The sequence below is a fragment of the Chryseobacterium vaccae genome, assembly GCF_009602705.1.
GTDB lineage: Bacteria > Bacteroidota > Bacteroidia > Flavobacteriales > Weeksellaceae > Chryseobacterium > Chryseobacterium vaccae.
Genome location: NZ_VSWH01000001.1, coordinates 2678718 through 2700745, shown reverse-complemented (window position 1 = coordinate 2700745; position 22028 = coordinate 2678718). Strand labels below are relative to the sequence as shown.

General features: G+C 37.6%; 13 protein-coding genes. All 13 read left to right on the top strand.

Annotated elements, in window-relative coordinates; translation table 11 throughout:
- Window positions 1–137: 137 nt before the first annotated feature.
- The 13 genes from FW768_RS12300 (at window position 138) to rpoC (ending at window position 22001) form a co-directional block, all read left to right on the top strand.
- On the top strand, window positions 138–1694 hold the full coding sequence (locus tag FW768_RS12300; protein WP_153395834.1) for a tetratricopeptide repeat protein: 1557 nt from the start codon (window positions 138–140) through the stop codon (window positions 1692–1694).
- Between the two features lie 143 nt (window positions 1695–1837).
- Window positions 1838–3466: a T9SS type A sorting domain-containing protein gene (locus FW768_RS12295; RefSeq protein WP_153395832.1), complete on the top strand. Its 1629-nt coding sequence runs from the start codon at window positions 1838–1840 to the stop codon at window positions 3464–3466.
- 171 nt (window positions 3467–3637) lie between these two features.
- Window positions 3638–4390 carry a hypothetical protein gene (locus FW768_RS12290; protein WP_153395830.1) on the top strand — a complete coding sequence of 251 codons (753 nt, stop codon included), beginning with the start codon at window positions 3638–3640 and terminating at the stop codon, window positions 4388–4390.
- Window positions 4387–5994, top strand: coding sequence for a zinc-dependent metalloprotease (locus tag FW768_RS12285; protein WP_153395828.1), 1608 nt, complete (start codon window positions 4387–4389; stop codon window positions 5992–5994). The genes FW768_RS12290 and FW768_RS12285 overlap by 4 nt, the downstream gene beginning before the upstream one ends.
- Before the next feature lie 238 nt (window positions 5995–6232).
- Window positions 6233–6676 carry a 50S ribosomal protein L11 gene (gene rplK / locus FW768_RS12280; protein ID WP_153395826.1) on the top strand — a complete coding sequence of 148 codons (444 nt, stop codon included), beginning with the start codon at window positions 6233–6235 and terminating at the stop codon, window positions 6674–6676.
- An 11-nt stretch (window positions 6677–6687) separates the two neighbouring features.
- Complete coding sequence (gene rplA, locus FW768_RS12275) at window positions 6688–7380, top strand: 50S ribosomal protein L1 (protein WP_153395824.1); 693 nt, start codon at window positions 6688–6690, stop codon at window positions 7378–7380.
- An 18-nt stretch (window positions 7381–7398) separates the two neighbouring features.
- A complete protein-coding gene (gene rplJ, locus FW768_RS12270) occupies window positions 7399–7995 on the top strand; it encodes a 50S ribosomal protein L10 (RefSeq protein WP_153395822.1) in 597 nt (198 codons plus the stop codon).
- Window positions 7996–8041: 46 nt separating this feature from the next.
- The gene (gene rplL / locus FW768_RS12265; RefSeq protein WP_072997912.1) at window positions 8042–8410 is read left to right on the top strand and encodes a 50S ribosomal protein L7/L12; all 369 of its coding nucleotides are present in this window, start codon (window positions 8042–8044) and stop codon (window positions 8408–8410) included.
- Window positions 8411–8736: 326 nt separating this feature from the next.
- Complete coding sequence (locus tag FW768_RS12260) at window positions 8737–9189, top strand: hypothetical protein (protein WP_153395820.1); 453 nt, start codon at window positions 8737–8739, stop codon at window positions 9187–9189.
- 120 nt (window positions 9190–9309) lie between these two features.
- Entirely contained in the window at window positions 9310–10491 is a 1182-nt protein-coding gene (locus tag FW768_RS12255) for a hypothetical protein (protein ID WP_153395819.1), read from the top strand.
- A 36-nt stretch (window positions 10492–10527) separates the two neighbouring features.
- Complete coding sequence (locus FW768_RS12250; protein ID WP_153395817.1) at window positions 10528–13122, top strand: T9SS type A sorting domain-containing protein; 2595 nt, start codon at window positions 10528–10530, stop codon at window positions 13120–13122.
- A gap of 669 nt (window positions 13123–13791) precedes the next feature.
- On the top strand, window positions 13792–17613 hold the full coding sequence (rpoB, locus tag FW768_RS12245) for a DNA-directed RNA polymerase subunit beta (protein WP_153395815.1): 3822 nt from the start codon (window positions 13792–13794) through the stop codon (window positions 17611–17613).
- Between the two features lie 122 nt (window positions 17614–17735).
- Complete coding sequence (gene rpoC / locus FW768_RS12240; RefSeq protein ID WP_153395813.1) at window positions 17736–22001, top strand: DNA-directed RNA polymerase subunit beta'; 4266 nt, start codon at window positions 17736–17738, stop codon at window positions 21999–22001.
- The last annotated feature ends 27 nt before the right edge of the window (window positions 22002–22028 follow it).

Below are 22028 nucleotides of genomic sequence, written 5' to 3'. Positions count from 1 at the left end.
ATTTTGCTCAAAAATGATCTTTTTGTTTAATAGTTTTTCTGTAATATCTTGAATTGGTTTAAGAATCTGCTAAACTAATTCGTGATGAATATCATTTGTTCAAATGATTTTATAATTTTATACGGAATTATAGATTTATGAAAAATCCATTGCTTTTAATACTGTTATTATTTTCAGTCTTCTTTTGTTCAGGACAGAATAAGAAAAGCTATGAGCAGTATATGAAGACTGCCAATGAACTGAAATTTAAAGACTGGTCAAAAGCTGAACTCAATATACAAAGTGCCCGGAAAATAGTTTCGGAGAATGATTTAGGAAATTTTTATCTGGAAGCAGCTAAAATTTACAGTGACATGAACTATTTTGATATGGCACTGGATTATGCTGCAAAAGCCTATCATATCTTTCTGGATAAAGACGGTGAAAAAACAGCAAAAGTAGATGGCGTTTTTGCTTACATCTATTCCCAGCTTAATGATACCAGACGTGCAGTTACCTATTATAAAAAGCTGCTGAACTTTTACAGGAAGCAGAAAAAAGAAACCGAAACCATAAAATCACTCAATAATTTAGGGAATGCTTATTTGGTATTATCCAAGCTGGATTCGTCAAGATATTATTTTGAACAGGCGCTGATGGCTTTCGAAGTACATAATGATCCGGTTTTAAAAGCTTTTGTGTTTTCAAATTTTGGGAAGCTTAATTTTTTAGAAGGAAATATTAACAAAGCCGAAAATTATCTGTTGGAAGCAGATCATATTTTAGCAAAAGATCATATCGAAGATAGTAAGTCAAATTATCAGGTACACTATAATCTGGCTAATTTCTATATTCAGACACAAAATCCTGAAAATGCTTTATGGTATGCAAAACAAATTGAAAAAGATATTGCTTCCAATACAGTAAGTTTTGACCAGACCAACTATCTGAGAACACTTTACAAAGCTTACCTGCTGAATAAGGATTATAAATCGGCAGCAAAAACATTTAGCAGGTATGATTCCATTAGAGAGTTACTGAATGTAGAAGAGAAAGCGGTAAATGTAGAAAGGCTGAAGGCAAAGCATGATTATGAAATGCAGAAAAGACTGGATACAATAGAGCAGGACAAAAAGAATATCTTGTACATGGTAACCGGGATTATTCTTCTGCTGATATTGGTGATCTGTATTTTACTGCTTATTAATTACAGAAACAAGACAGAAAAACTCAGCTTAGAAAAGAAACTGATTGAAAACAGAGAACGTGAATTGGAGATAGACAATCAGATGAAAGAAAAAATGCTGGTGTATAAATCTATGGAACAGTCTAAGATAGAAGGCATCTTCAAATCTATTCTGGAACAGATCAATGTACTTAAATCAAAATTCGGAGATCAGGAGATCAATGAAATCTCAGGAATCATTAATGAAATTAAACTAAGCACCAAGCAGGATTCATGGGGAGATTTTGAATATCATTTTTTAAATGTTCATGAATCATTCTATGAAAATCTGGACAAAAAGCATCCCGGACTCACCAACTACGATAAGAGGCTGGCAGCCATGCTGAAACTTAAATTATCAACCAAAGAAATATCAAGTCTTCTGAATGTTACTCCGAAAACAATAGAAAATTCCAGGACCAGACTGCGTAAAAAATTAAATCTTACCAATACCAAGGAAGATCTGGCTCAATATTTAAATGAAATGTAAACTGTTGTTTATCAGTTGTGTATTTTGATGTGTGTGGAAAGAGGGTGGTGCTTTTTGAAAGTGAAGTGGTAAGCATGTGGGGGATTTTAAATGATTTTTAGGAAGATTGTCTTCCTTTGTTTCATACTTAAAATAATAGCGCAATGAAAAAACTACTTACTCTTTTGATGATTACATCAATTGGCTTCTTTGGAAGAGCACAATGGAATTCCGCACTGGATCAAAACCTTCTTGTAACCAATCCCGGATCCGGGTCCTCCTTTGCTGCAACAACAAATGACGGGAAAACTTATATAGGATATTGGAAAAGCGTTCCCTCCCCTGTAAATTTCGAATTATGGCTGCAGATCCTTGATACGAACGGAAATAAAATGCTTCCCGATGATGGCATTATGCTCAGTAACCAGATTCCGATGAGTACTTATACTATTTTTGAAAGAACAGCAGTAGATGCCTCCGGTAATTTTTACATTGGTGTTACAGGAACAGGAACGGGAACCAAAGGATATGTTTTCAAAATTACCCCTGAAGGAACATCAATGTGGCCTAACGGAATTAATTTAGGAGAAGCCTATCTGCCTACCATTCTGCCATTGTCCAATGGAGATATTATTGTAGGATATTATCCACCAAGTCAAAAATATACAAAAGTGCAACGGTTTAACTCTGCAGGACAGCCTGTATGGGAAAATCCCGTTCAGATCATTTCTGATGACGCTGCTAAAAATACTATTCCTGCCGATCTTTTTGAACTCTCTGATAATCAGTTTGAAATTGTTTTCCACAAACAGATGTCTTTTGGAACAACAAGTTATTTATTTGCACAGAAACTCAGCCAGGATGGAGCTGTTATCTGGAACAATGCAAAACAGATCTCTACCAAATCTGTAGCCTATAATGCAAAATACAGCGGAGCAGCAGACGGGGGTGTTGTATATTATGGATACACCACCGGTGAATCTTCAAGATTTGATGGGTACTTACAGAAAATTAATGCAGACGGAAGCCTTCCATGGGGAACAGCAGGGATGGATTTTGATACTAATCAGACCTATTTCGAAAAGGATCTTAAAATGGCTTTTGCTCCAGGATCTCCTTATGTATGGGCTATCGCAAATTACAGTACTTCCAGCCAGGGACAAAACGGGGAGTTTGTACAGAAATTTGATAAAAATACAGGAGCGAGGCTTTTTACAGATCATGGAAAACAGGTTTTTCCTATTAATGACCTTTCGATGTTTCATTACGGGGAACTTATCCTGTTGAGTGATATGCCTTACTTTGTTGTACGTAAAAAAGCAGATTCTTCACCTCTTGGTTTTTCACTGAACGCTGTGCAGCTGGACGGCAGCGGTAATTTTGCCTGGACTGAACAATATCTTCCTTTTGCCACTTTCCCTGCCTCTAAAGCCTATGCCAGCATATTAAAACCTATAAACAACCAGGCGGTTATTGTATTTCAGGAACAGAAAACAACAGATGCTAGCCCTGCAATATATGCACAGAACCTTAAGCTTCCAGGCTTAAATTTAGCGATTCATGAAACTTCCGATAAAGATTCTTCTGTGAGAATATATCCTAATCCGGCAGTAGATGTGATTCATATAGAAGGATTGAAAGATAAGGAATTTAACATCTATAATACAGCCGGTCAACTGGTAAAATCAGGGATGATAAATCAGGGGAAAATAGAAGTAAAAGATCTTTTAAAAGGCAATTATATTCTTAAAATTAAAGAAGTGCAGGAAAGTTTGAAATTCATTAAAAAGTAAAATGAAAGAATAAATGCAGAGCTTAAATAAAAATGGGAAAAAGAGTACTGAAAAGTGCTCTTTTTTTGCGGGATAAAAACAGATTAAATTTTCTTAAAGTATATCTTTAATTAGGGAAATATTATTTAAATTTATAGAATAAAACTAAACCTAAACTTAAAAATTAATAACATGAAGAAAATTTTTCTTTTGACATTCTTGTCATGTATGGCTTTTAATAAAGCTCAGAACTGGTCGTTAACTGGTAATTCCGGTACAGATCCCGCAACTAACTTTATCGGTACAACAGATAATAAAGACATCGTCTTTAAGACCAATAATGCTGAACGATTCAGAATTGCTGACGGCAGGATGTTTTTCAATATTAATACAGTTGATGGAGACGGTATTGATATTATTGATAACACTCAAAACAAGAACAGCGGAACAGATGTGGTATGGATTAAAAGTACTTATAGCCAGCCTAATGATGTTGGACTTTTAACAATATCTACAGCTAACTGGCAGTATCCTATATTTTCAGCAAGAGAAAACGGGAAGATTCTGATGGGAGTGAATGCCTACAATGCTGGTTTGTCTTCGTGCACAGACTGTAATAACTACAGACTATTTGTGAAGGATGGAATTAAAACTGAAAAAATTAAAGTTGAAATTGCCAGTGCTAATGGCTGGGCGGATTATGTATTCAGTGACAGCTATAAACTGCTGCCTTTACATGAAGTGAAGAAATTTATCACATTAAATAAACACCTGCCTGAAGTTCCTTCTGCAGATGAAGTGGTAAAAAACGGTGTTGAATTAAAGGAAATGAATGTCCTTTTATTGAAAAAAGTAGAGGAACTGACATTACATCTGATTGATCTGAATGAAAAGCTTGAAAAGCAGGACAAAAAAATACAGCAATTAGAAAAACAAAAATTATGAAAAAAATTCTCTTTTTCTTAATTGTATGCAATCTATTCGTTACCTTCAAATCACAGCAGGCAGATGCTCAATCAAGAGCTTGCGTAATAGATGTAAGCAGTAAAAATCTTCCCACAGAATTACAGAAAAACAGTACGAATTGTGGTAATACCTCATTGTATGCCTATCATTATCATGACAATCCGAAGTACATTCCACAGGTAACCGATGATGTTATCTATGTGAAGCTGAATTTTATTTTTCCTACCAAACCAGACGGAACTGGTAATTTTGAACAGAATAATCCTGAACATACGGCATTTCTTAACAGTTTTGTAGATATGATCAATTATCGGCTGGCCAATCTGGGGAGCCCGGATAGCACATGTGAAAATCCTACACAGCAGATCTCTGATACGAAGATAAGAGTAATCGTCAATAAAATCTGGAAAGTAGATCCTGCATGGGATTTTCTCGTTACAGGTTTTAATCCGGCCAATAATAACCCTTATGATAATAATAGTATTTTAATGCCGGGAAGTACCTATTACTATTCTTATTACGATAATGATCCAGCTATACCTCAGGGAATAAATATTACATTTCCCAATAACGGACAGATCTATACCGAATACCAGAATGGAAACTTCAGCCAGACACCTTTAGGCTGGGCAGCTTCTGAGTTCCCGTTTACCAATCAGTTTGATGCAAAATCAAGACAGCTGTGGCCGGATATCTATAATGGTTTTCTTCACAGGAAACAGTTTGCTGTAGGTAACCCGGCTTTGGGCAACCCTACCTGGGAAACGGTAAAACAGTGGTATTATTCTGATATGGGAGCAAGAGCAATGGTTCATGAATTAGGGCATAACCTGGGACTGTATCATCACGACTGCGGTGCAAACCTGATGAGTTATTCGGCGGGAAATCATAGTTATCTGAGTATTGAAGATGTTTCTATGATGTTTCAGACCGCTTCTGTAACCAGTGTAAGACAGTATTTTACAGAAAACTCATTTAAAAATACCTATTTAAATGTAAATTCTAATGAGCTGTGGGATATTAATTTCAGGAACTATTCCAATGTGAAAATTGATAATAATTCAAGCTTAAAAGTAACCTGTAAGTTGATAATGGCCCCTCAGAGCAGGGTGGTTGTCAAAAGCGGAAGCAATATGATCATTGAAGGTGCTGATGTAAGGTCGGCCAACGATTCTTCCTGGAATGGAATAAAAGTAGAAGGAACCGGTTACTGCCTAATTTTACCGGATACCAAAATAGATAACGGGTATTTCTATGTTTATGCAGATAATACTCCGTTACCGGTTACTAAAAATACGGTAGAGAATCAGGTTATCAAACCGGAAGCAAGAGTGAATGGAGAAGCAAAACCGGCTGCTTCGGATTCATTTAAAATTTATCCTAATCCTACCGGTGATTTTATTAATATTCAGACTGATGTGGAAGTGTTGGCTGTTTCTGTTTATAATGCCTCAGGAAATAGAATCATCAATCATGCAGGACAAACTAAAAGAATAGATGTACAGTCTATTCCGTCGGGAATGTATTTATTGGAAATTAAAACGAAAAATAAAACGATCACCGAAAAATTCATTAAAAAATAATAAGCAAACAAACATAATTATTCATAAAAGGTTAATTACTGTTCAGAAATGGACAGTAATTTTTTTAACTGCATATTTGACTTTTATTCATGTATTTAGATAATTATTATTTGCTATTTCAAAAATATTTTATACTTTTGCAGTCCGAAAAGTAGGTTTATTGTTATGTGAGTGCATTAACCTGCTGAATAATAAATGCTTCCAAACTCATTAATTATTCAAACTAAAAAAAAATAAAATGGCTAAGAAAGTCTTTAAAATGGTAAAGCTTCAGGTGAAAGGTGGCGCAGCTAACCCTTCTCCACCAGTAGGTCCAGCTTTGGGTTCTGCAGGTGTGAACATCATGGAGTTTTGTAAGCAATTTAACGGAAGAACCCAAGATAAGCCAGGGCAAGTTTTACCTGTAGTAATTACAGTATACGAAGACAAATCTTTTGAATTCGTTATCAAAACTCCACCTGCAGCAATTCAGTTAATGGATGCGGCTAAAATCAAAGGAGGTTCCGGTGAACCAAACAGAAACAAAGTAGGTTCTGTATCTTGGGATCAGGTTAAGAAAATCGCTGAAGATAAAATGGCAGACCTTAACTGCTTTACATTGGATTCAGCTCTTTCTATGGTTGCAGGTACTGCTAGATCTATGGGATTGAGAGTAACAGGAACTAAACCAGCTAACGCTTAAAACTTAAAGAAATGGCAAAATTAACTAAAAAGCAAAAGGAAGCTTTAAGCAAAGTAGAAAAAGGAAGAATCTATAACCTTGAAGAAGGTTCAGCTCTTGTAAAAGAAGTGAACACTACAAAGTTTGATGCTTCTGTAGATATCGCTGTAAGATTAGGAGTAGATCCAAGAAAAGCAAACCAAATGGTAAGAGGTGTAGTATCTCTTCCTCACGGAACTGGTAAAGATGTTAAAGTATTAGCTTTAGTAACTCCAGATAAAGAAGCAGAGGCTAAAGAAGCTGGTGCTGATTATGTAGGTCTTGATGAATATCTTCAAAAAATCAAAGACGGTTGGACTGATGTTGACGTTATCGTTACTATGCCAGCTGTTATGGGTAAATTAGGACCATTAGGTAGAGTATTAGGACCAAGAGGTTTAATGCCAAACCCTAAATCAGGAACTGTAACTATGGAAATTGGTAAAGCAGTAACTGAAGTAAAAGCTGGTAAAATTGATTTCAAAGTAGATAAGTATGGTATTATCCATGCCGGTATTGGTAAAGTGTCTTTCGATGCTGCTAAGATCAAAGAAAATGCTCAGGAATTAATCCAGACATTGATCAAAATGAAGCCAACTGCTGCTAAAGGAACTTATGTGAAAAGCATCTACTTGTCTTCTACAATGAGCCCAGGTATTGCAATTGATACTAAATCTGTTAACTAATATTAAATCCTTAAGACAATGACAAAAGACCAAAAAGTTGTAGCAATACAAGAGATCAAAGACTTGCTTCAGGATGCAAAAGTAGTATACGTAGCAGATCTAGAAGGATTGAACGCTGCAAAATCTTCTGACTTCAGAAGACAGGCTTTCAAACAAAATATCAAAGTAAAAGTAGTTAAAAATACACTTTTACAAAAAGCAATGGAGCAGATTGATGGAGTAGATTTCTCTGAAATGTTCCAGTCTTTCAAAGGAAACTCTGCGATTATGATTTCTGAGACAGCAAATGCTCCTGCGAAATTAATCAAAGATTTCAGAAAGAAAGATGAGAAGCCGGCATTGAAGTCTGCTTTTGTTCAAGAAACTTTCTATATTGGTGATAACAATCTTGATACTTTAGTAAGCATCAAGTCTAGAGAAGAAATGATCGGTGAAATCATCGGATTACTTCAGTCTCCAATTCAAAGAGTTGTTTCTGCTCTTCAAAACAAATCTGAAGCTGTAGAAGCTACAACTGAAGAGGTTGCTGCTCCTGCTGTAGAAGAAACCCCTGCTGAGGCTGCTCCAGAAGCTCCTGCTGCAGAAAGCACGGAAGAAACTCCAAGTGCTGAATAATTACACTCAAGAAATTAAATAAATAATCAACAAAAACATTACAACAATGTCAGATTTAAAAAATTTAGCTGAAACGCTAGTAAACTTAACAGTAAAAGACGTAAACGAATTAGCTGCTATCCTTAAGGATGAGTATGGAATTGAGCCAGCTGCTGCTGCTGTAGTAGTTGCTGCAGGTGGTGCAGGTGAAGCTGCTGAAGAAAAAACAGAATTCGACGTAATTCTTAAGTCTGCAGGTGCTTCTAAATTAGCTATCGTTAAATTAGTAAAAGATTTAACTGGTGCTGGTCTTAAAGAAGCTAAAGACATCGTAGATGGTGCTCCTGCTCCAATCAAAACTGGTGTTTCTAAAGACGAAGCAGAAGCTCTTAAGAAGCAACTTGAAGAAGCTGGTGCTGAAGTAGAATTGAAATAATTCATTTTACTATAAAATAATAAGCCTGAGTATTTTACTCAGGCTTTTTTTGTGTTCTTCATATCCCATGTAGGTGTTTTATAGGTAATTATATTTAAATATCATTGCAGGATAACCGACGGTATTTAATTATTTTTATCGATTCAGTATTATTTAACATAATTAATTGATTATTTTTTTATAGAAATAACTTTTTAGTGAAAAATAATTGTTAAAATATTGTTTTTGTTGAAAATTTATTATATTTGTACTGAAAAAAACACACTCACTTGAAAAGAAATTATCTTCTTTTCTGTAATCATATTGCATTCTGTTCGATAGGCATATTGGCAGCATTGATTATAGGAAATCTAAATATAGAGCATGAGCCATTTTCAAAATGGTCAGCTTCATTATTTTCTTATTCCGGTACATCTTATAGTATTTCAGATGAAGACAGTCAGAGAGGCGGTGTGAAAAATAACCTGCTTTCTGGATTTGATCAGTTGAAGGATAAGGTGAATTTTGATCATAATCTGAAACACTCTTTCTTTGTACCCTATACTTATAGTTTCTTATCTTCTTTAAACAAAAATATTTTTTCAAAACTTACTTATCGTCATTTTTCTGAATTCCCAAAATATTTTTTTTCCGACGATATTCCGTTATATGGAATAAGATTAAAAATAAATGCTGAAACCACACAATATTTAAGATCTGATATATTATTTACAGCAGATCTCAAACAGTCAAAAGGTTTTATATCTATCGTTAAAATTCCGGATAAATCTTTTTCTTAACCTGATCCGGCAGTTTCTTACTGCTTTTTTATACTTTATTCATTTCCCAAGTAGGGAAAGGTTTTTCGACGCTATATTCTATAAAAACACACAAAAAAAACAACAAATATCACTAAAAAAATGAAAAGCAAATTATTTACGATCGCAGCATTTTCTTTAAGTTCTTGGGCAATCGCACAAGTAGGAATCAATACAAATGATCCGAAAGCGAGCCTTGATGTTACCGGCTTTCCAGCCATAGCTGGTAAATTAGACGGAGTTATTGCTCCAAGGCTTTCTGGAGATCAGCTGAGATTAAAAACATATACCAATGCTCAGACAGGGGCTATTGTATATGTAACGGCGGCAGATACTAATCCTGGTGGGCAGACTGTAGCGGTTTTATCACCAGGATATTATTATTTCGACGGATCGAAATGGGCACAGTTCGGAGCAGACTGGCATACAGCCGGAAATATAGGAACTACAGCCACGGCAGCAACCTTAGGTACGAATATCACTACAGGAAATTACTTGGGAACAGCAGATGGGCAGAATCTGGTGCTGGCTACCAATAAAAATGTCAAAGGAACTCTGGATACTAATGGAACTTTACAGGGTGGAAACATGAATGCCTCAGGGCCCTATGCTTCTTTTACATGGGGATCCAATAATACACTGGGAAATACAAGCTCTTCGAATGTTGCTCTTGGAAGGGATAATACCGTTTCAGCACAGGCTGCAAATTTTCCCGGAATAGCCATTGGGATGAAAAATACGGCCGCCAGCGGTGCCAAAATTATCGGAAGCAATAATACCGGAACCGGTGCCACTACTTTAATATTTGGAAATGGGAATAATCTCATCAATACATCAGGCATTACTATTGGAAACAGCAATACAAATGACGGAGGGCTTGTTGTAGGTACCGGAAATACAGCCAGTATAAGCAATATGGCTTTTGGAGCCAATTCTACGGCTTCGGGAAGTGGCTATGCCTTAGCTGTTGGGTTTTCTGCACAGGCTTCCTCAAACCAGTCGGTGTACGGTAATGTAATGCATGTTTTTTCAGGACAGGGTGCAGTAGGAACAGCTGCTACTGATGTAGGAATCAATATGGCACCCAATGGGAATAATTTTGCAGATCTTGAAGTAAGTAAAGCGATTCTCATTAAAGCGAATACATTTAGTTCAAGCAGCCCAAGGCCTACATGCGATGCCTCCAATGCCGGAACTATCATTTATGAAGTATCATCATCAGTGGGGAATTTCGTAGGATGCAGACAAACCGGAGCTTCCACTTATGTATGGCAGAACCTTTAATAGAAACACACACAATTTTAAATAAAAATAAACAAAATGACAAGAAAATTATTCGAGAAATTAGCTGTGATGCTGATGGTAGTAATGTCTGCCATCGCATTTGCACAACAAGGCTATGAGCCTATCCGCGGGATGGGGGTAGAAGCAAAACCTGTTAATAATTCAGGAATTTGCCTTGCATGTTATAACGGGAACATGAATCCTGTAATAGACGCAGATCTGGACAATAAAGTAAGCATGGGGAACTTTGCCTCTCTGATTAGCGGAAACGGTATATCTGTAAAAAATACGAATGTTACCTATCCAGCAGGATATATTACAGGTTTTAATGTAGATCTGGGAACCAGCTTTATTACCGTAGATCTTTTAAGTTCATTGAAAATCAGTACTTATAAAAATGGAGTCCTTCAGGAGAGTACTACCAGCAGTACACTTCTTTCGGTTCCTGCATTCGGAGGAAATAAGAACAGAATTTTCCTGCATTTTAAGACGACAAAAGAATTTAATGAGGTAAGGTTATATCAGACCAATGTACTTTCGATATTCAGTGCAATGAATGTATATTATGCATTTGCATTCGATCCGGCTAAAGTGCCTGTTGATACGAATGGAATTTGTGATGATATCATTGCGGGAAGCGGAGTAGACGGAAATGTTTCCGGAAGCAGCAGTTTCCTTGCACCACTTTCATTTGTTCAGAACAGAGAAAGAATAGGGGATGGAGATAAAAATTCTTACGGTTCAATTGTACTTCCTGCCGGACTTTTAGGATCATATTCTGTAGGAGTATTAGATAAAAATCAGGTGTATCCTGCCGGGAACAGAACCGGATTTGTGATCTCTCCTGATGATGAAGGAAAGCTTTTAAGTGCTGAATTCTTAAAAAACATTACCGTTGAAACGTATTTATATGGCCAGCTTCAGGATTCCAGAACACTATCTGATGGTGGAGGTCTTATCAATATTAAAGTGCTTGGATTTGGATCAGGAAAACAAAAAGTAACGGTTACTACAACCAAACCATTTAATGAAGTGCGCTTGAAAATAACGCAGACATTAGGCGTGAATCTAGGTTCTTTAAAAGTATATTATGCGTTCGAAGAGCCTGTAGCCTGCGACTGTGATGATAAAATCCAGACAAGCGGTTCCGCAATCCCGGGAAATCTGGTAACAGGAACCAGCTGGACGTCCGGACCTGGATTCTTAGGGCTTATTCTTGCAAAAATGAGCAATTCAGGGAATATTGTAGATAACAATCCGTCTAATTATGCAACAGCAACTATTCCGGCAGCTTCCATTTTCAGTATCTTCTCGGCTTATGCCACGGTAAGTACCAATAGTGTGATGCCTGCCAATACCTATGCCGGATTTACTCTGGAAAAAGCTGCTAATCTGATCGGGGTAAGTGTTTTGGAAAATATCACAGTAACATTGTATAACGGAAATACCCAGACGGATACCTTTACCAGCACGGGAAGTCTGATCAGTGGAAACTTTTTTACTACAAATTCCAATAAGTTTTATGTGGGAGGAAAAGCAACAAAACCTTTTAACAGGATTAAAGTGACTTTTAACAGCGGTACAGCTGTGCGTCTTCCTCAGAGCTATAATATCTACAATGCTTTTGCGAGCAGAGATGATGATAATGATGGAGTGCCGAACTGCTTTGACCAATGTCCGAACGGGAATGATAGCATTGATAATAATGGTAATGGTATTCCTGACTGCGCAGAAGGCTGTACAGTTGTAAACGACAAATCACCTACACTGGATACAGATGGTGACGGAATTGTAGATGCATGTGATCTTGATTCTGATAATGACGGTATTCCGGATTCAATAGAAGATGCTGATAATGATGGCAAATTTGAAAACGATGATCTGGAAGGAGATCTATTAGTTGTTCCGGTTCTTGGTGATTCAGTTCCTAATTACCGTGATCTTGATTCCGATAACGATGGTATACTGGATCTGTTTGAATCAGGTATTCCTATCTCGGTGATCAATCAGATTGATGCTGATCGTAACGGTATTATCGATAGTAATATAGCAGTAGGACAAAACGGTATTGCTGATATTCTGGAGACATATCCTGATTCCGGAGTGATGAAATATCAGATTAAAAATACAGATGGTGATGATAAACCTGATTTCCTTGATATTACTTCCAATGGTTCACAATATGATCTGTACGCTATCGGAAAAGATAACCTGGATGATCTTGGTGGTGGATTTATTTCCAGAATCAACGATATGGACAAAGATGGTATTCAGGCTGTGGTAGATACGGATCTTGTAAGAAGAGGAGCTCCAAATTCTCCGCTTTCCCCTTATGCGACTCTGCTGAAAAACGAACAGATGAAAACAAGTAAAGCGATAGGTGCTGAAATTACAGAGGCTTCCAGCGATGCTAAAATTTATCCTAACCCTGTAAAATCCGGTGAAAACCTTAATATAAAATCAGAAGAAGGTGGTATATATACAATGTTCTCTGCTCAGGGACAGCTGATTAAAACGGGTCAGTTCAACGGAAATACAGAGATTAGTACTTCTTCATTACCTGCAGGAATCTATATCATCAAAATAGAAACCAAATCAACTGTAAAATCTTATAAAGTAATTGTAAAATAACAAAAAAATATTTTCACTTATAATAATTTATTTATGAAAGGAAACCACTCGAAAGAGTGGTTTCTTTGTTTTGTTGATTGTTTAGTATTTTGAGAATTATGCTTTGAGGGTTTTAAGCGTAGATGGTATTGGAGTAATTTAATAATGTATAAAATATTTGTTGATTTAACCCCGCCTCCAAGTATGATGGTTTATGATACCACAACAAAATTATTAGCAGTTTTCAACGGATAGGCATGTACCTTCTGGAAACAGTAAGATAAAAGTTTTAAAATATTAACCACTTTAAAATGAAGTGGTTTTATTTGTTCACGCGGAAAATATTTTGTACCTTTGTCCCTCTTTTGGCGCGAATAATTGTTTGTATATCTATAAAATATTGAATATCACCTCTTTCATTAAAATGAAGGGGATTTTGTGTATATAGATATTGCGGCGATCTCTGCCCCAAAAGTAATAAAAATATTTTGCATTACGCTGTGAAAAGATATACCAGCGTTGCAGTTAGAAGTCGGATAAAGACTTAAAGAATTGAGAATAAAGAATAAAGACCTGATCATTGCGCCAAAATTTTCTTGCTTTTTCTTTTCTCCAGCCTCTTTTTCTTTACTTTCTTCTGATATTTTTGTAATTAATCAAAATATTTTTTAACCCTTTCTTAAAAGTTTTATGAGTAAAACAACAGCAACAACTAGGGGGAATCAGAGAATTAATTTCTCTTCAGCTAAAGGAAAAATTATCACTCCTGACTTCCTGGACATCCAGATTGAGTCTTTCAGAGAGTTTTTCCAGCTTGATACTCTTCCGGAAGACAGAACAGACGAAGGTTTGTACAAGACTTTCCAGGAAAATTTCCCGATTACTGATTCCAGAAACCAGTTCGTATTGGAATTCCTGGATTATCTGGTAGATTCTCCACGTTATTCAATTGATGAGTGTGTGGAAAGAGGATTGACTTATTCAGTGCCTCTTAAAGCAAGACTTAAATTGTATTGTACAGACCCTGAACACGAAGATTTCCAAACCGTAGTTCAGGATGTATACTTAGGCCCGGTTCCGTACATGACGCCTAGTGGATCTTTCATCATCAATGGTGCAGAGAGAGTTATCGTTACGCAGTTACACCGTTCACCTGGTGTATTCTTCGGACAGACTTACCACGCTAACGGAACAAAGCTTTACTATTCAAGAATTATCCCTTTCAAAGGATCTTGGATGGAATTTACAACCGATATCAACAGCGTAATGTACGCGTATATCGACCGTAAGAAAAAGTTACCATTAACAACTTTATTAAGAGCGATCGGTTATGAATCTGATAAGGATATCCTTCAGATCTTCGATCTTGCTGAAGAAGTGAAAGTTTCTAAAGCAGCACTTAAAAAAGTAGAGGGAAGAACATTGGCTGCGAGAGTATTGAACACATGGTTCGAAGATTTCGTAGACGAAGATACGGGTGAAGTAGTTTCTATCGAAAGAAACGAAATCATCTTGGACAGAGAAACAATTCTTGAAAAAGAACACTTAGATCTTATTCTTGATGCTGGGGTGAAATCAATCCTGATTCACAAAGAAAACAGTAACGAATTCTCTATCATCCAGAATACATTACAAAAAGACCCTACGAACTCTGAGAAAGAAGCCGTAGAGTACATTTATCGTCAGTTAAGAAACGCAGATCCGCCAGATGAGGAAACAGCAAGAGGAATTATTGAAAAATTATTCTTCTCGGAGCAAAGATACTCTCTAGGTGAAGTAGGACGTTACAGACTAAACAAAAAGTTAGGTCTTAACATCCCTACTACAACTGAGGTTCTTACAAAAGAAGATATTATTGCTATCGTAAGACACTTAATCGAACTTGTAAACTCTAAAGCTGAGGTTGATGATATCGACCACCTTTCTAACAGAAGAATCAAGACGGTTGGAGAGCAGTTAGCAGGACAGTTCGGTGTAGGTCTTTCAAGAATTGCAAGAACAATCAAGGAGAGAATGAACGTTAGAGATAATGAAATCTTTACTCCGCTTGATCTTGTAAATGCTAAGACATTAACATCTGTAATTAACTCGTTCTTTGGTACCAACCAGCTATCTCAGTTCATGGACCAGACCAACCCGCTATCAGAAATTACGCACAAGCGTAGACTTTCTGCACTAGGGCCTGGTGGTTTATCAAGAGAAAGAGCAGGTTTCGAGGTTCGTGACGTTCACCATACTCACTACGGAAGAATCTGTCCGATTGAAACTCCGGAAGGACCAAACATCGGTTTGATTTCATCTTTAGGAATCTATGCTAAAATCAACAGACTTGGTTTCATCGAAACGCCATATAGAAAAGTAGAAGACAGCAAGATTGATCTTAACGCTGATCCTATCTATCTTAATGCTGAAGATGAAGAAGACAAAGTAATTGCTCAGGCAAACGTTGAATTAAGTGATAACGGTGACTTCTTAACAGACAGAATTATTGCAAGACTGGATGGCGATTACCCGGTAGTTGAACCTGCCCAGGTTAACCTTATCGACGTTGCTCCTAACCAGATCTCCGGTATTTCCGCCTCGTTAATTCCATTCCTGGAGCATGATGATGCGAACCGTGCATTGATGGGATCCAACATGATGCGTCAGGCCGTTCCATTGTTGAAGCCACAGGCTCCAATCGTAGGTACAGGTCTGGAACAACAAGTTGCGAAAGACTCAAGAATCTTAATCAATGCTGAAGGTACAGGTACTGTAGAATATGTAGATGCTGACAAGATTACTATTAAATATGAAAGAAGTGAAGACGAAGATTTAGTACAATTCGAGTCTGCTACTAAAACATATAACCTAACCAAGTTCAGAAAAACCAACCAGAGTACTACCATTACCCTAAGACCAAACGTAAGAGTAGGTGATGTAGTAGAAAAAGGACAGGTTCTTTGCGACGGTTATGCTACTGAAAACGGAGAATTGGCTCTTGGTAGAAACCTGGTGGTTGCATTTATGCCTTGGAAAGGATACAACTTCGAGGATGCGATCGTAATCAACGAAAAAGTGGTACGTGAAGACTGGTTTACTTCAATCCACGTAGATGAATACTCTCTTGAAGTTCGTGATACCAAATTAGGTATGGAAGAGCTTACAGCAGATATTCCAAACGTATCTGAAGAAGCTACCAAAGATCTTGACGAGAACGGTATGATCAGAATCGGTGCTGAAGTGAAGCCTGGAGATATCATGATTGGTAAAATCACTCCAAAAGGTGAATCTGACCCAACTCCTGAAGAAAAACTTCTTAGAGCAATCTTTGGTGATAAAGCAGGTGATGTAAAAGATGCATCATTAAAAGCTGATTCTTCATTAAGAGGAGTGGTGATCAACAAAAAATTGTTCTCCAGAAACATTAAAGACAAAAAGAAAAGAACTGAAGAAAAACTTAAACTTGAAGAAATTGAAAACACTTACAAGGCTAAGTTTGACGAGTTGAGAAACACTTTAATTGAAAAATTAAATACGCTGGTAAGCGGTAAAACTTCTCAGGGAGTGAAAAACGACCTTGATGAGGAAATTATCGGTAAAGGAGTGAAGTTTACTCACAAGTTATTAACTTCAGTGGAAGACTACGTAAACGTTAGCGGTTCAGACTGGACAGTTGACGCTGATAAAAATGAATTAATCAAACAATTAATTCACAACTACAAAATCAAGTACAACGATATTCAAGGGGTTAAAAACCGTGAGAAATTTGCTATTTCAATCGGAGATGAACTTCCTGCAGGTATCATGAAGCTGGCTAAGGTTTACATCGCTAAGAAACGTAAACTGAATGTAGGAGATAAAATGGCAGGACGTCACGGTAACAAAGGTATCGTTTCAAGAATCGTTCGTGAAGAAGATATGCCGTTCCTTGAAGATGGAACACCAGTAGATATCGTATTGAATCCACTAGGGGTACCTTCACGTATGAACATCGGTCAGATTTATGAAACAGTTCTTGGATGGGCTGGTCAGAAATTAGGATTGAAGTTTGCTACACCAATCTTTGACGGAGCAAGTCTTGATCAGATTACGGAGTATACAGAGAAAGCAGGTCTTCCTAAATTCGGTCACACTCACCTTTATGATGGTGGTACCGGAGAAAGATTTACTCAGGCAGCTACTGTAGGTATCATCTACATGCTGAAACTGGGTCACATGGTTGACGATAAGATGCACGCACGTTCTATTGGACCTTACTCATTAATTACTCAGCAGCCGTTAGGAGGTAAAGCTCAATTCGGAGGTCAGAGATTTGGAGAGATGGAGGTTTGGGCTCTTGAAGCATTCGGAGCATCCAACATCCTTAGAGAAATCCTTACCGTGAAATCGGATGACGTGATTGGTAGAGCGAAAACTTATGAAGCGATTGCAAAAGGTGAATCTATGCCTGAACCAGGTATTCCGGAATCATTCAACGTATTGCTTCACGAGTTACAAGGTCTTGGATTAGACGTAAGATTGGAGGAGTAAGATATCAGATGTCAGACACAAGATGTCAGACTATGACACTCTAAAAATTTTATAATCCTTGAATTTGGAATGATGATTTCGTCTGAAATCTGAAATCTGAAATCTAAAATCTAAAAAAAATTATGTCAAATAAAAATAAATCAAGTAGATTTAATAAAATAACCATCGGTTTAGCTTCACCGGAATCCATTCTTCAGGAATCCAGAGGAGAAGTTCTGAAACCGGAAACTATTAACTACAGAACGCACAAACCTGAAAGAGACGGGTTATTCTGTGAAAAGATCTTCGGTCCGGTAAAGGATTACGAATGTGCTTGTGGTAAATACAAGAGAATCCGTTATAAAGGAATCGTTTGTGACCGTTGTGGAGTAGAAGTTACTGAGAAAAAGGTAAGAAGAGAGAGAATCGGACACATCAATCTTGTTGTTCCAATTGCTCACATCTGGTATTTCCGTTCTTTACCAAACAAAATCGGTTACCTTTTAGGAATTCCTTCCAAGAAATTGGATATGATCATCTACTACGAAAGATATGTAGTGATTCAGCAGGGTATTGCTAAAAAATTAGACGGTTCCGATTTTGAAAATATGGAATTCCTTACAGAAGAAGAATACCTTGATATCATGGAAACTCTTCCTGTGGAAAACCAGTATCTTGATGATTCTGATCCAAACAAATTCATCGCCAGAATGGGTGCTGAAGCTGTAGAAGATCTATTAAAAAGAATCGATCTTGATGCGTTGTCTTTCGATTTAAGACACAAAGCTCACAACGAAGGTTCCAAGCAGAGAAGAACTGAGGCTTTAAAAAGATTGAACGTTGTAGAAGCATTAAGAGGTGCTAATACAAGAATGATCAACAAGCCTGAGTGGATGATCATGCGTGTACTTCCTGTTATCCCGCCAGAACTAAGACCATTGGTTCCATTGGATGGAGGACGTTTCGCGACTTCTGACTTAAATGACCTTTACAGAAGAGTTATTATCAGAAATAACCGTTTGAAGAGACTATTGGAGATCAAAGCTCCTGAAGTAATCTTGAGAAACGAGAAGCGTATGCTTCAGGAATCTGTAGATTCATTATTCGATAACACAAGAAAATCTTCTGCAGTAAAATCTGAATCAAACAGACCATTGAAATCACTTTCAGATTCATTGAAAGGTAAGCAGGGGCGTTTCCGTCAGAACCTACTAGGAAAAAGGGTTGACTACTCTGCTCGTTCGGTAATTGTTGTAGGTCCAAACTTACAGCTTCACGAGTGTGGTATCCCTAAAGATATGGCAGCTGAACTTTACAAACCGTTTATCATTAGAAAACTAATCGAGAGAGGTATTGTAAAAACAGTAAAATCTGCAAAAAGAATCATCGACAGAAAAGAACCTGTAGTATATGATATCCTTGAAAACGTGATGAAAGGTCACCCTGTTCTACTGAACAGAGCACCTACCCTTCACAGACTAGGTATCCAGGCTTTCCAACCTAAGATGATCGAAGGTAAAGCGATTCAGCTTCACCCGTTAGTAACAACAGCATTCAACGCCGATTTCGATGGTGACCAGATGGCGGTACACTTACCGTTAGGACCAGAAGCGATCCTTGAAGCTCAGTTATTGATGTTAGGTTCTCAGAACATCCTGAACCCTGCAAACGGTTCTCCAATTACAGTACCTTCTCAGGACATGGTTCTTGGTCTTTATTTCATGACTAAAGAATTGAGCTCTACAGAAGATATGAAAGTAAAAGGGGAAGGTCTTGCATTCTATTCTCCTGAAGAAGCGGAAATCGCTTATGCTGAAGGGAGAGTGTCTTTAAATGCTAAAGTAAGATGTAGACTTCCTATTAAAGAAGATGGAGTAATCGTAACAAGATTAATCGAAACTTCTGTAGGTAGAATCTTATTCAACCAGATCGTACCTAAGCAGGTAGGATATATCAATGAACTTTTAACTAAGAAATCATTGAGAAACGTTATCGGTAAGATCCTTGCTGATACAGATTTCCCTACAACGGTGAAGTTCCTTGATGCAATGAAAGACTTAGGATATTCAAACGCATTCAAAGGAGGTCTTTCATTCTCACTAGGGGATATCGTAGTTCCTGTTGAGAAAAAGCAGATGATTGCTACTTCAATTGAAACTGTAGACGAAATTAGAGCCAACTATAACATGGGTCTAATCACCGATACAGAACGTTATAATCAGGTAATTGACGTTTGGACAAACACCAACGCCGGATTAACTGAAATGATCATGAGCAGAATGAAAACCGACCAAGGTGGTTTCAACTCTGTATACATGATGCTTGACTCTGGAGCGAGGGGTTCTAAAGAACAGATCCGTCAGTTATCAGGGATGAGAGGTTTGATGGCGAAACCGCAGAAAGCCGGGTCTACCGGAGCGGAGATCATCGAAAACCCGATCCTTGCGAACTTTAAGGAAGGTCTTTCGATTCTAGAGTACTTTATCTCTACCCACGGTGCCCGTAAAGGTCTTGCGGATACCGCTCTTAAGACAGCCGATGCTGGTTACTTAACGAGAAGATTGGTAGACGTTGCACAGGACGTTATCGTTACAGAAGACGACTGTGGAACACTGAGAGGAACAGAAGTTACTGCCCTTAAGAAAAATGACGAGATCGTTGAAAAGATTTCTGAAAGAATCTTAGGTAGAGTATCTCTTCATAACATCTATGATCCTGAAAGTGATGAATTAATCACTGAAGCTGATCAGGTAATCAACGAAGCATTAGCTAAGAGAATTGAAGAAGCCGGATTAGAAGCAGTTGAGGTTCGTTCACCATTAACTTGTGAAGCTAAGAAAGGTATCTGTGCGAAATGTTACGGTAGAAACCTAGCAACAGGTAAAGTGATCCACATGGGAGAAGCGGTAGGTGTAATTGCAGCACAGTCAATTGGGGAACCAGGTACTCAGCTTACGTTGAGAACTTTCCACCAGGGGGGTACTGCAGGAAACGTATCGGAAAACCCATCTATCGTTGCAAGAAGAGACGGTATCGTTGAAATGGATGAAGTAAGAACCATTACTTCTGAAGATGAAAACGGTAATACAGCTGAGGTTGTAGTTTCCCGTTCAACAGAATTCAGATTAGTTGCTGATAATGAGTCCAGAACTCCATTAATGGTAGCTAACGTACCTTATGGATCTATATTAGCTGTGAAACCAGGTGATAAAGTGAAAAAAGGAGATACAATCTGTAAATGGGATCCGTATAACGCGGTAATTATTGCTGAAACTTCAGGTAAGGTAGAATACGAGGATATTATCCAGGGTATTTCATTCCAATTGGAGATTGACGAACAGACAGGATTTGAAGAGAAAGTAATCTCTGAATCCAGAAATAAGAAAGCCGTACCTACACTGAAAGTGGTAGACTCTAAAGGAGTTGAGCAGAAAGCTTACAACTTACCGGTAGGTGCCCACTTAATGGTAAATGATGGTGAGAAAATTAAGGCTGGTAAAGTCCTAATTAAAATCCCAAGAAAATCTGCAAAAGCAGGGGATATCACCGGAGGTCTTCCGAGAGTTACCGAATTATTCGAAGCAAGAAACCCTTCAAACCCAGCGGTTGTTACTGAAATCGATGGGGTCGTTTCTTACGGAAAAATTAAGAGGGGTAACCGTGAATTGATCGTTGAGGCTAAAACTGGAGAAAGAAAAATTTACTTAGTTAAATTATCTAACCAGATCTTAGTACAGGAGAATGACTTCGTTAGAGCTGGTTCACCACTTTCTGACGGTTCAATTACTCCGGACGACATTTTAAGAATCAAAGGCCCAACAGCCGTTCAGGAATACTTAGTAAATGAGATTCAGGAAGTTTACCGTCTTCAGGGGGTGAAAATTGACGATAAGCACTTCGAAATCATCGTAAGACAGATGATGACTAAAGTATCTATCGTGGATGGAGGTGATACTCAATTCCTTGAAGGAGCTCTTGAGCATAAGTATGACTTCCTGGAAGAAAACAACAGAGTATTCGGTCTTAAAGTAGTAGTTGATGCAGGTGATTCTAAAGAATTCAGACCAGGTCAGATGATTACTGCTAGAGAATTAAGAGACGAAAACTCTAAACTGAGACGTGAAGATCAGGCCTTAGTAGAAGTAAGAGAAGCTCTTCCTGCAACAGCAACACCTGTACTTCAGGGGATTACAAGAGCAGCTCTTCAGACGAAGTCATTCATGTCTGCAGCATCGTTCCAGGAAACGACTAAAGTTCTTAATGAAGCAGCAGTAGCTGGTAAAGTAGACGCTCTTGGTGGTCTTAAAGAAAATGTAATTGTAGGGCACAGAATTCCTGCAGGTACAGGTCTTAAAGAATACCAGAATGTTATCGTAGGTTCTAAGAAAGAATTCGAAGACCTTAACTAAAATTAAATGATTTGAAATTTGGGATTT

What these genes read in the sequence shown, in the direction of transcription:
- rplL (WP_072997912.1), top strand. Translation starts at nt 8,042, where the DNA reads ATGTCAGATTTAAAAAATTTAGCTGAAACGCTAGTAAACTTAACAGTA.
- rplK (WP_153395826.1), top strand. Translation starts at nt 6,233, where the DNA reads ATGGCTAAGAAAGTCTTTAAAATGGTAAAGCTTCAGGTGAAAGGTGGC.
- rplA (WP_153395824.1), top strand. Translation starts at nt 6,688, where the DNA reads ATGGCAAAATTAACTAAAAAGCAAAAGGAAGCTTTAAGCAAAGTAGAA.
- FW768_RS12285 (WP_153395828.1), top strand. Translation starts at nt 4,387, where the DNA reads ATGAAAAAAATTCTCTTTTTCTTAATTGTATGCAATCTATTCGTTACC.
- rplJ (WP_153395822.1), top strand. Translation starts at nt 7,399, where the DNA reads ATGACAAAAGACCAAAAAGTTGTAGCAATACAAGAGATCAAAGACTTG.
- FW768_RS12250 (WP_153395817.1), top strand. Translation starts at nt 10,528, where the DNA reads ATGACAAGAAAATTATTCGAGAAATTAGCTGTGATGCTGATGGTAGTA.
- FW768_RS12295 (WP_153395832.1), top strand. Translation starts at nt 1,838, where the DNA reads ATGAAAAAACTACTTACTCTTTTGATGATTACATCAATTGGCTTCTTT.
- rpoB (WP_153395815.1), top strand. Translation starts at nt 13,792, where the DNA reads ATGAGTAAAACAACAGCAACAACTAGGGGGAATCAGAGAATTAATTTC.
- FW768_RS12290 (WP_153395830.1), top strand. Translation starts at nt 3,638, where the DNA reads ATGAAGAAAATTTTTCTTTTGACATTCTTGTCATGTATGGCTTTTAAT.
- FW768_RS12300 (WP_153395834.1), top strand. Translation starts at nt 138, where the DNA reads ATGAAAAATCCATTGCTTTTAATACTGTTATTATTTTCAGTCTTCTTT.
- FW768_RS12255 (WP_153395819.1), top strand. Translation starts at nt 9,310, where the DNA reads ATGAAAAGCAAATTATTTACGATCGCAGCATTTTCTTTAAGTTCTTGG.
- rpoC (WP_153395813.1), top strand. Translation starts at nt 17,736, where the DNA reads ATGTCAAATAAAAATAAATCAAGTAGATTTAATAAAATAACCATCGGT.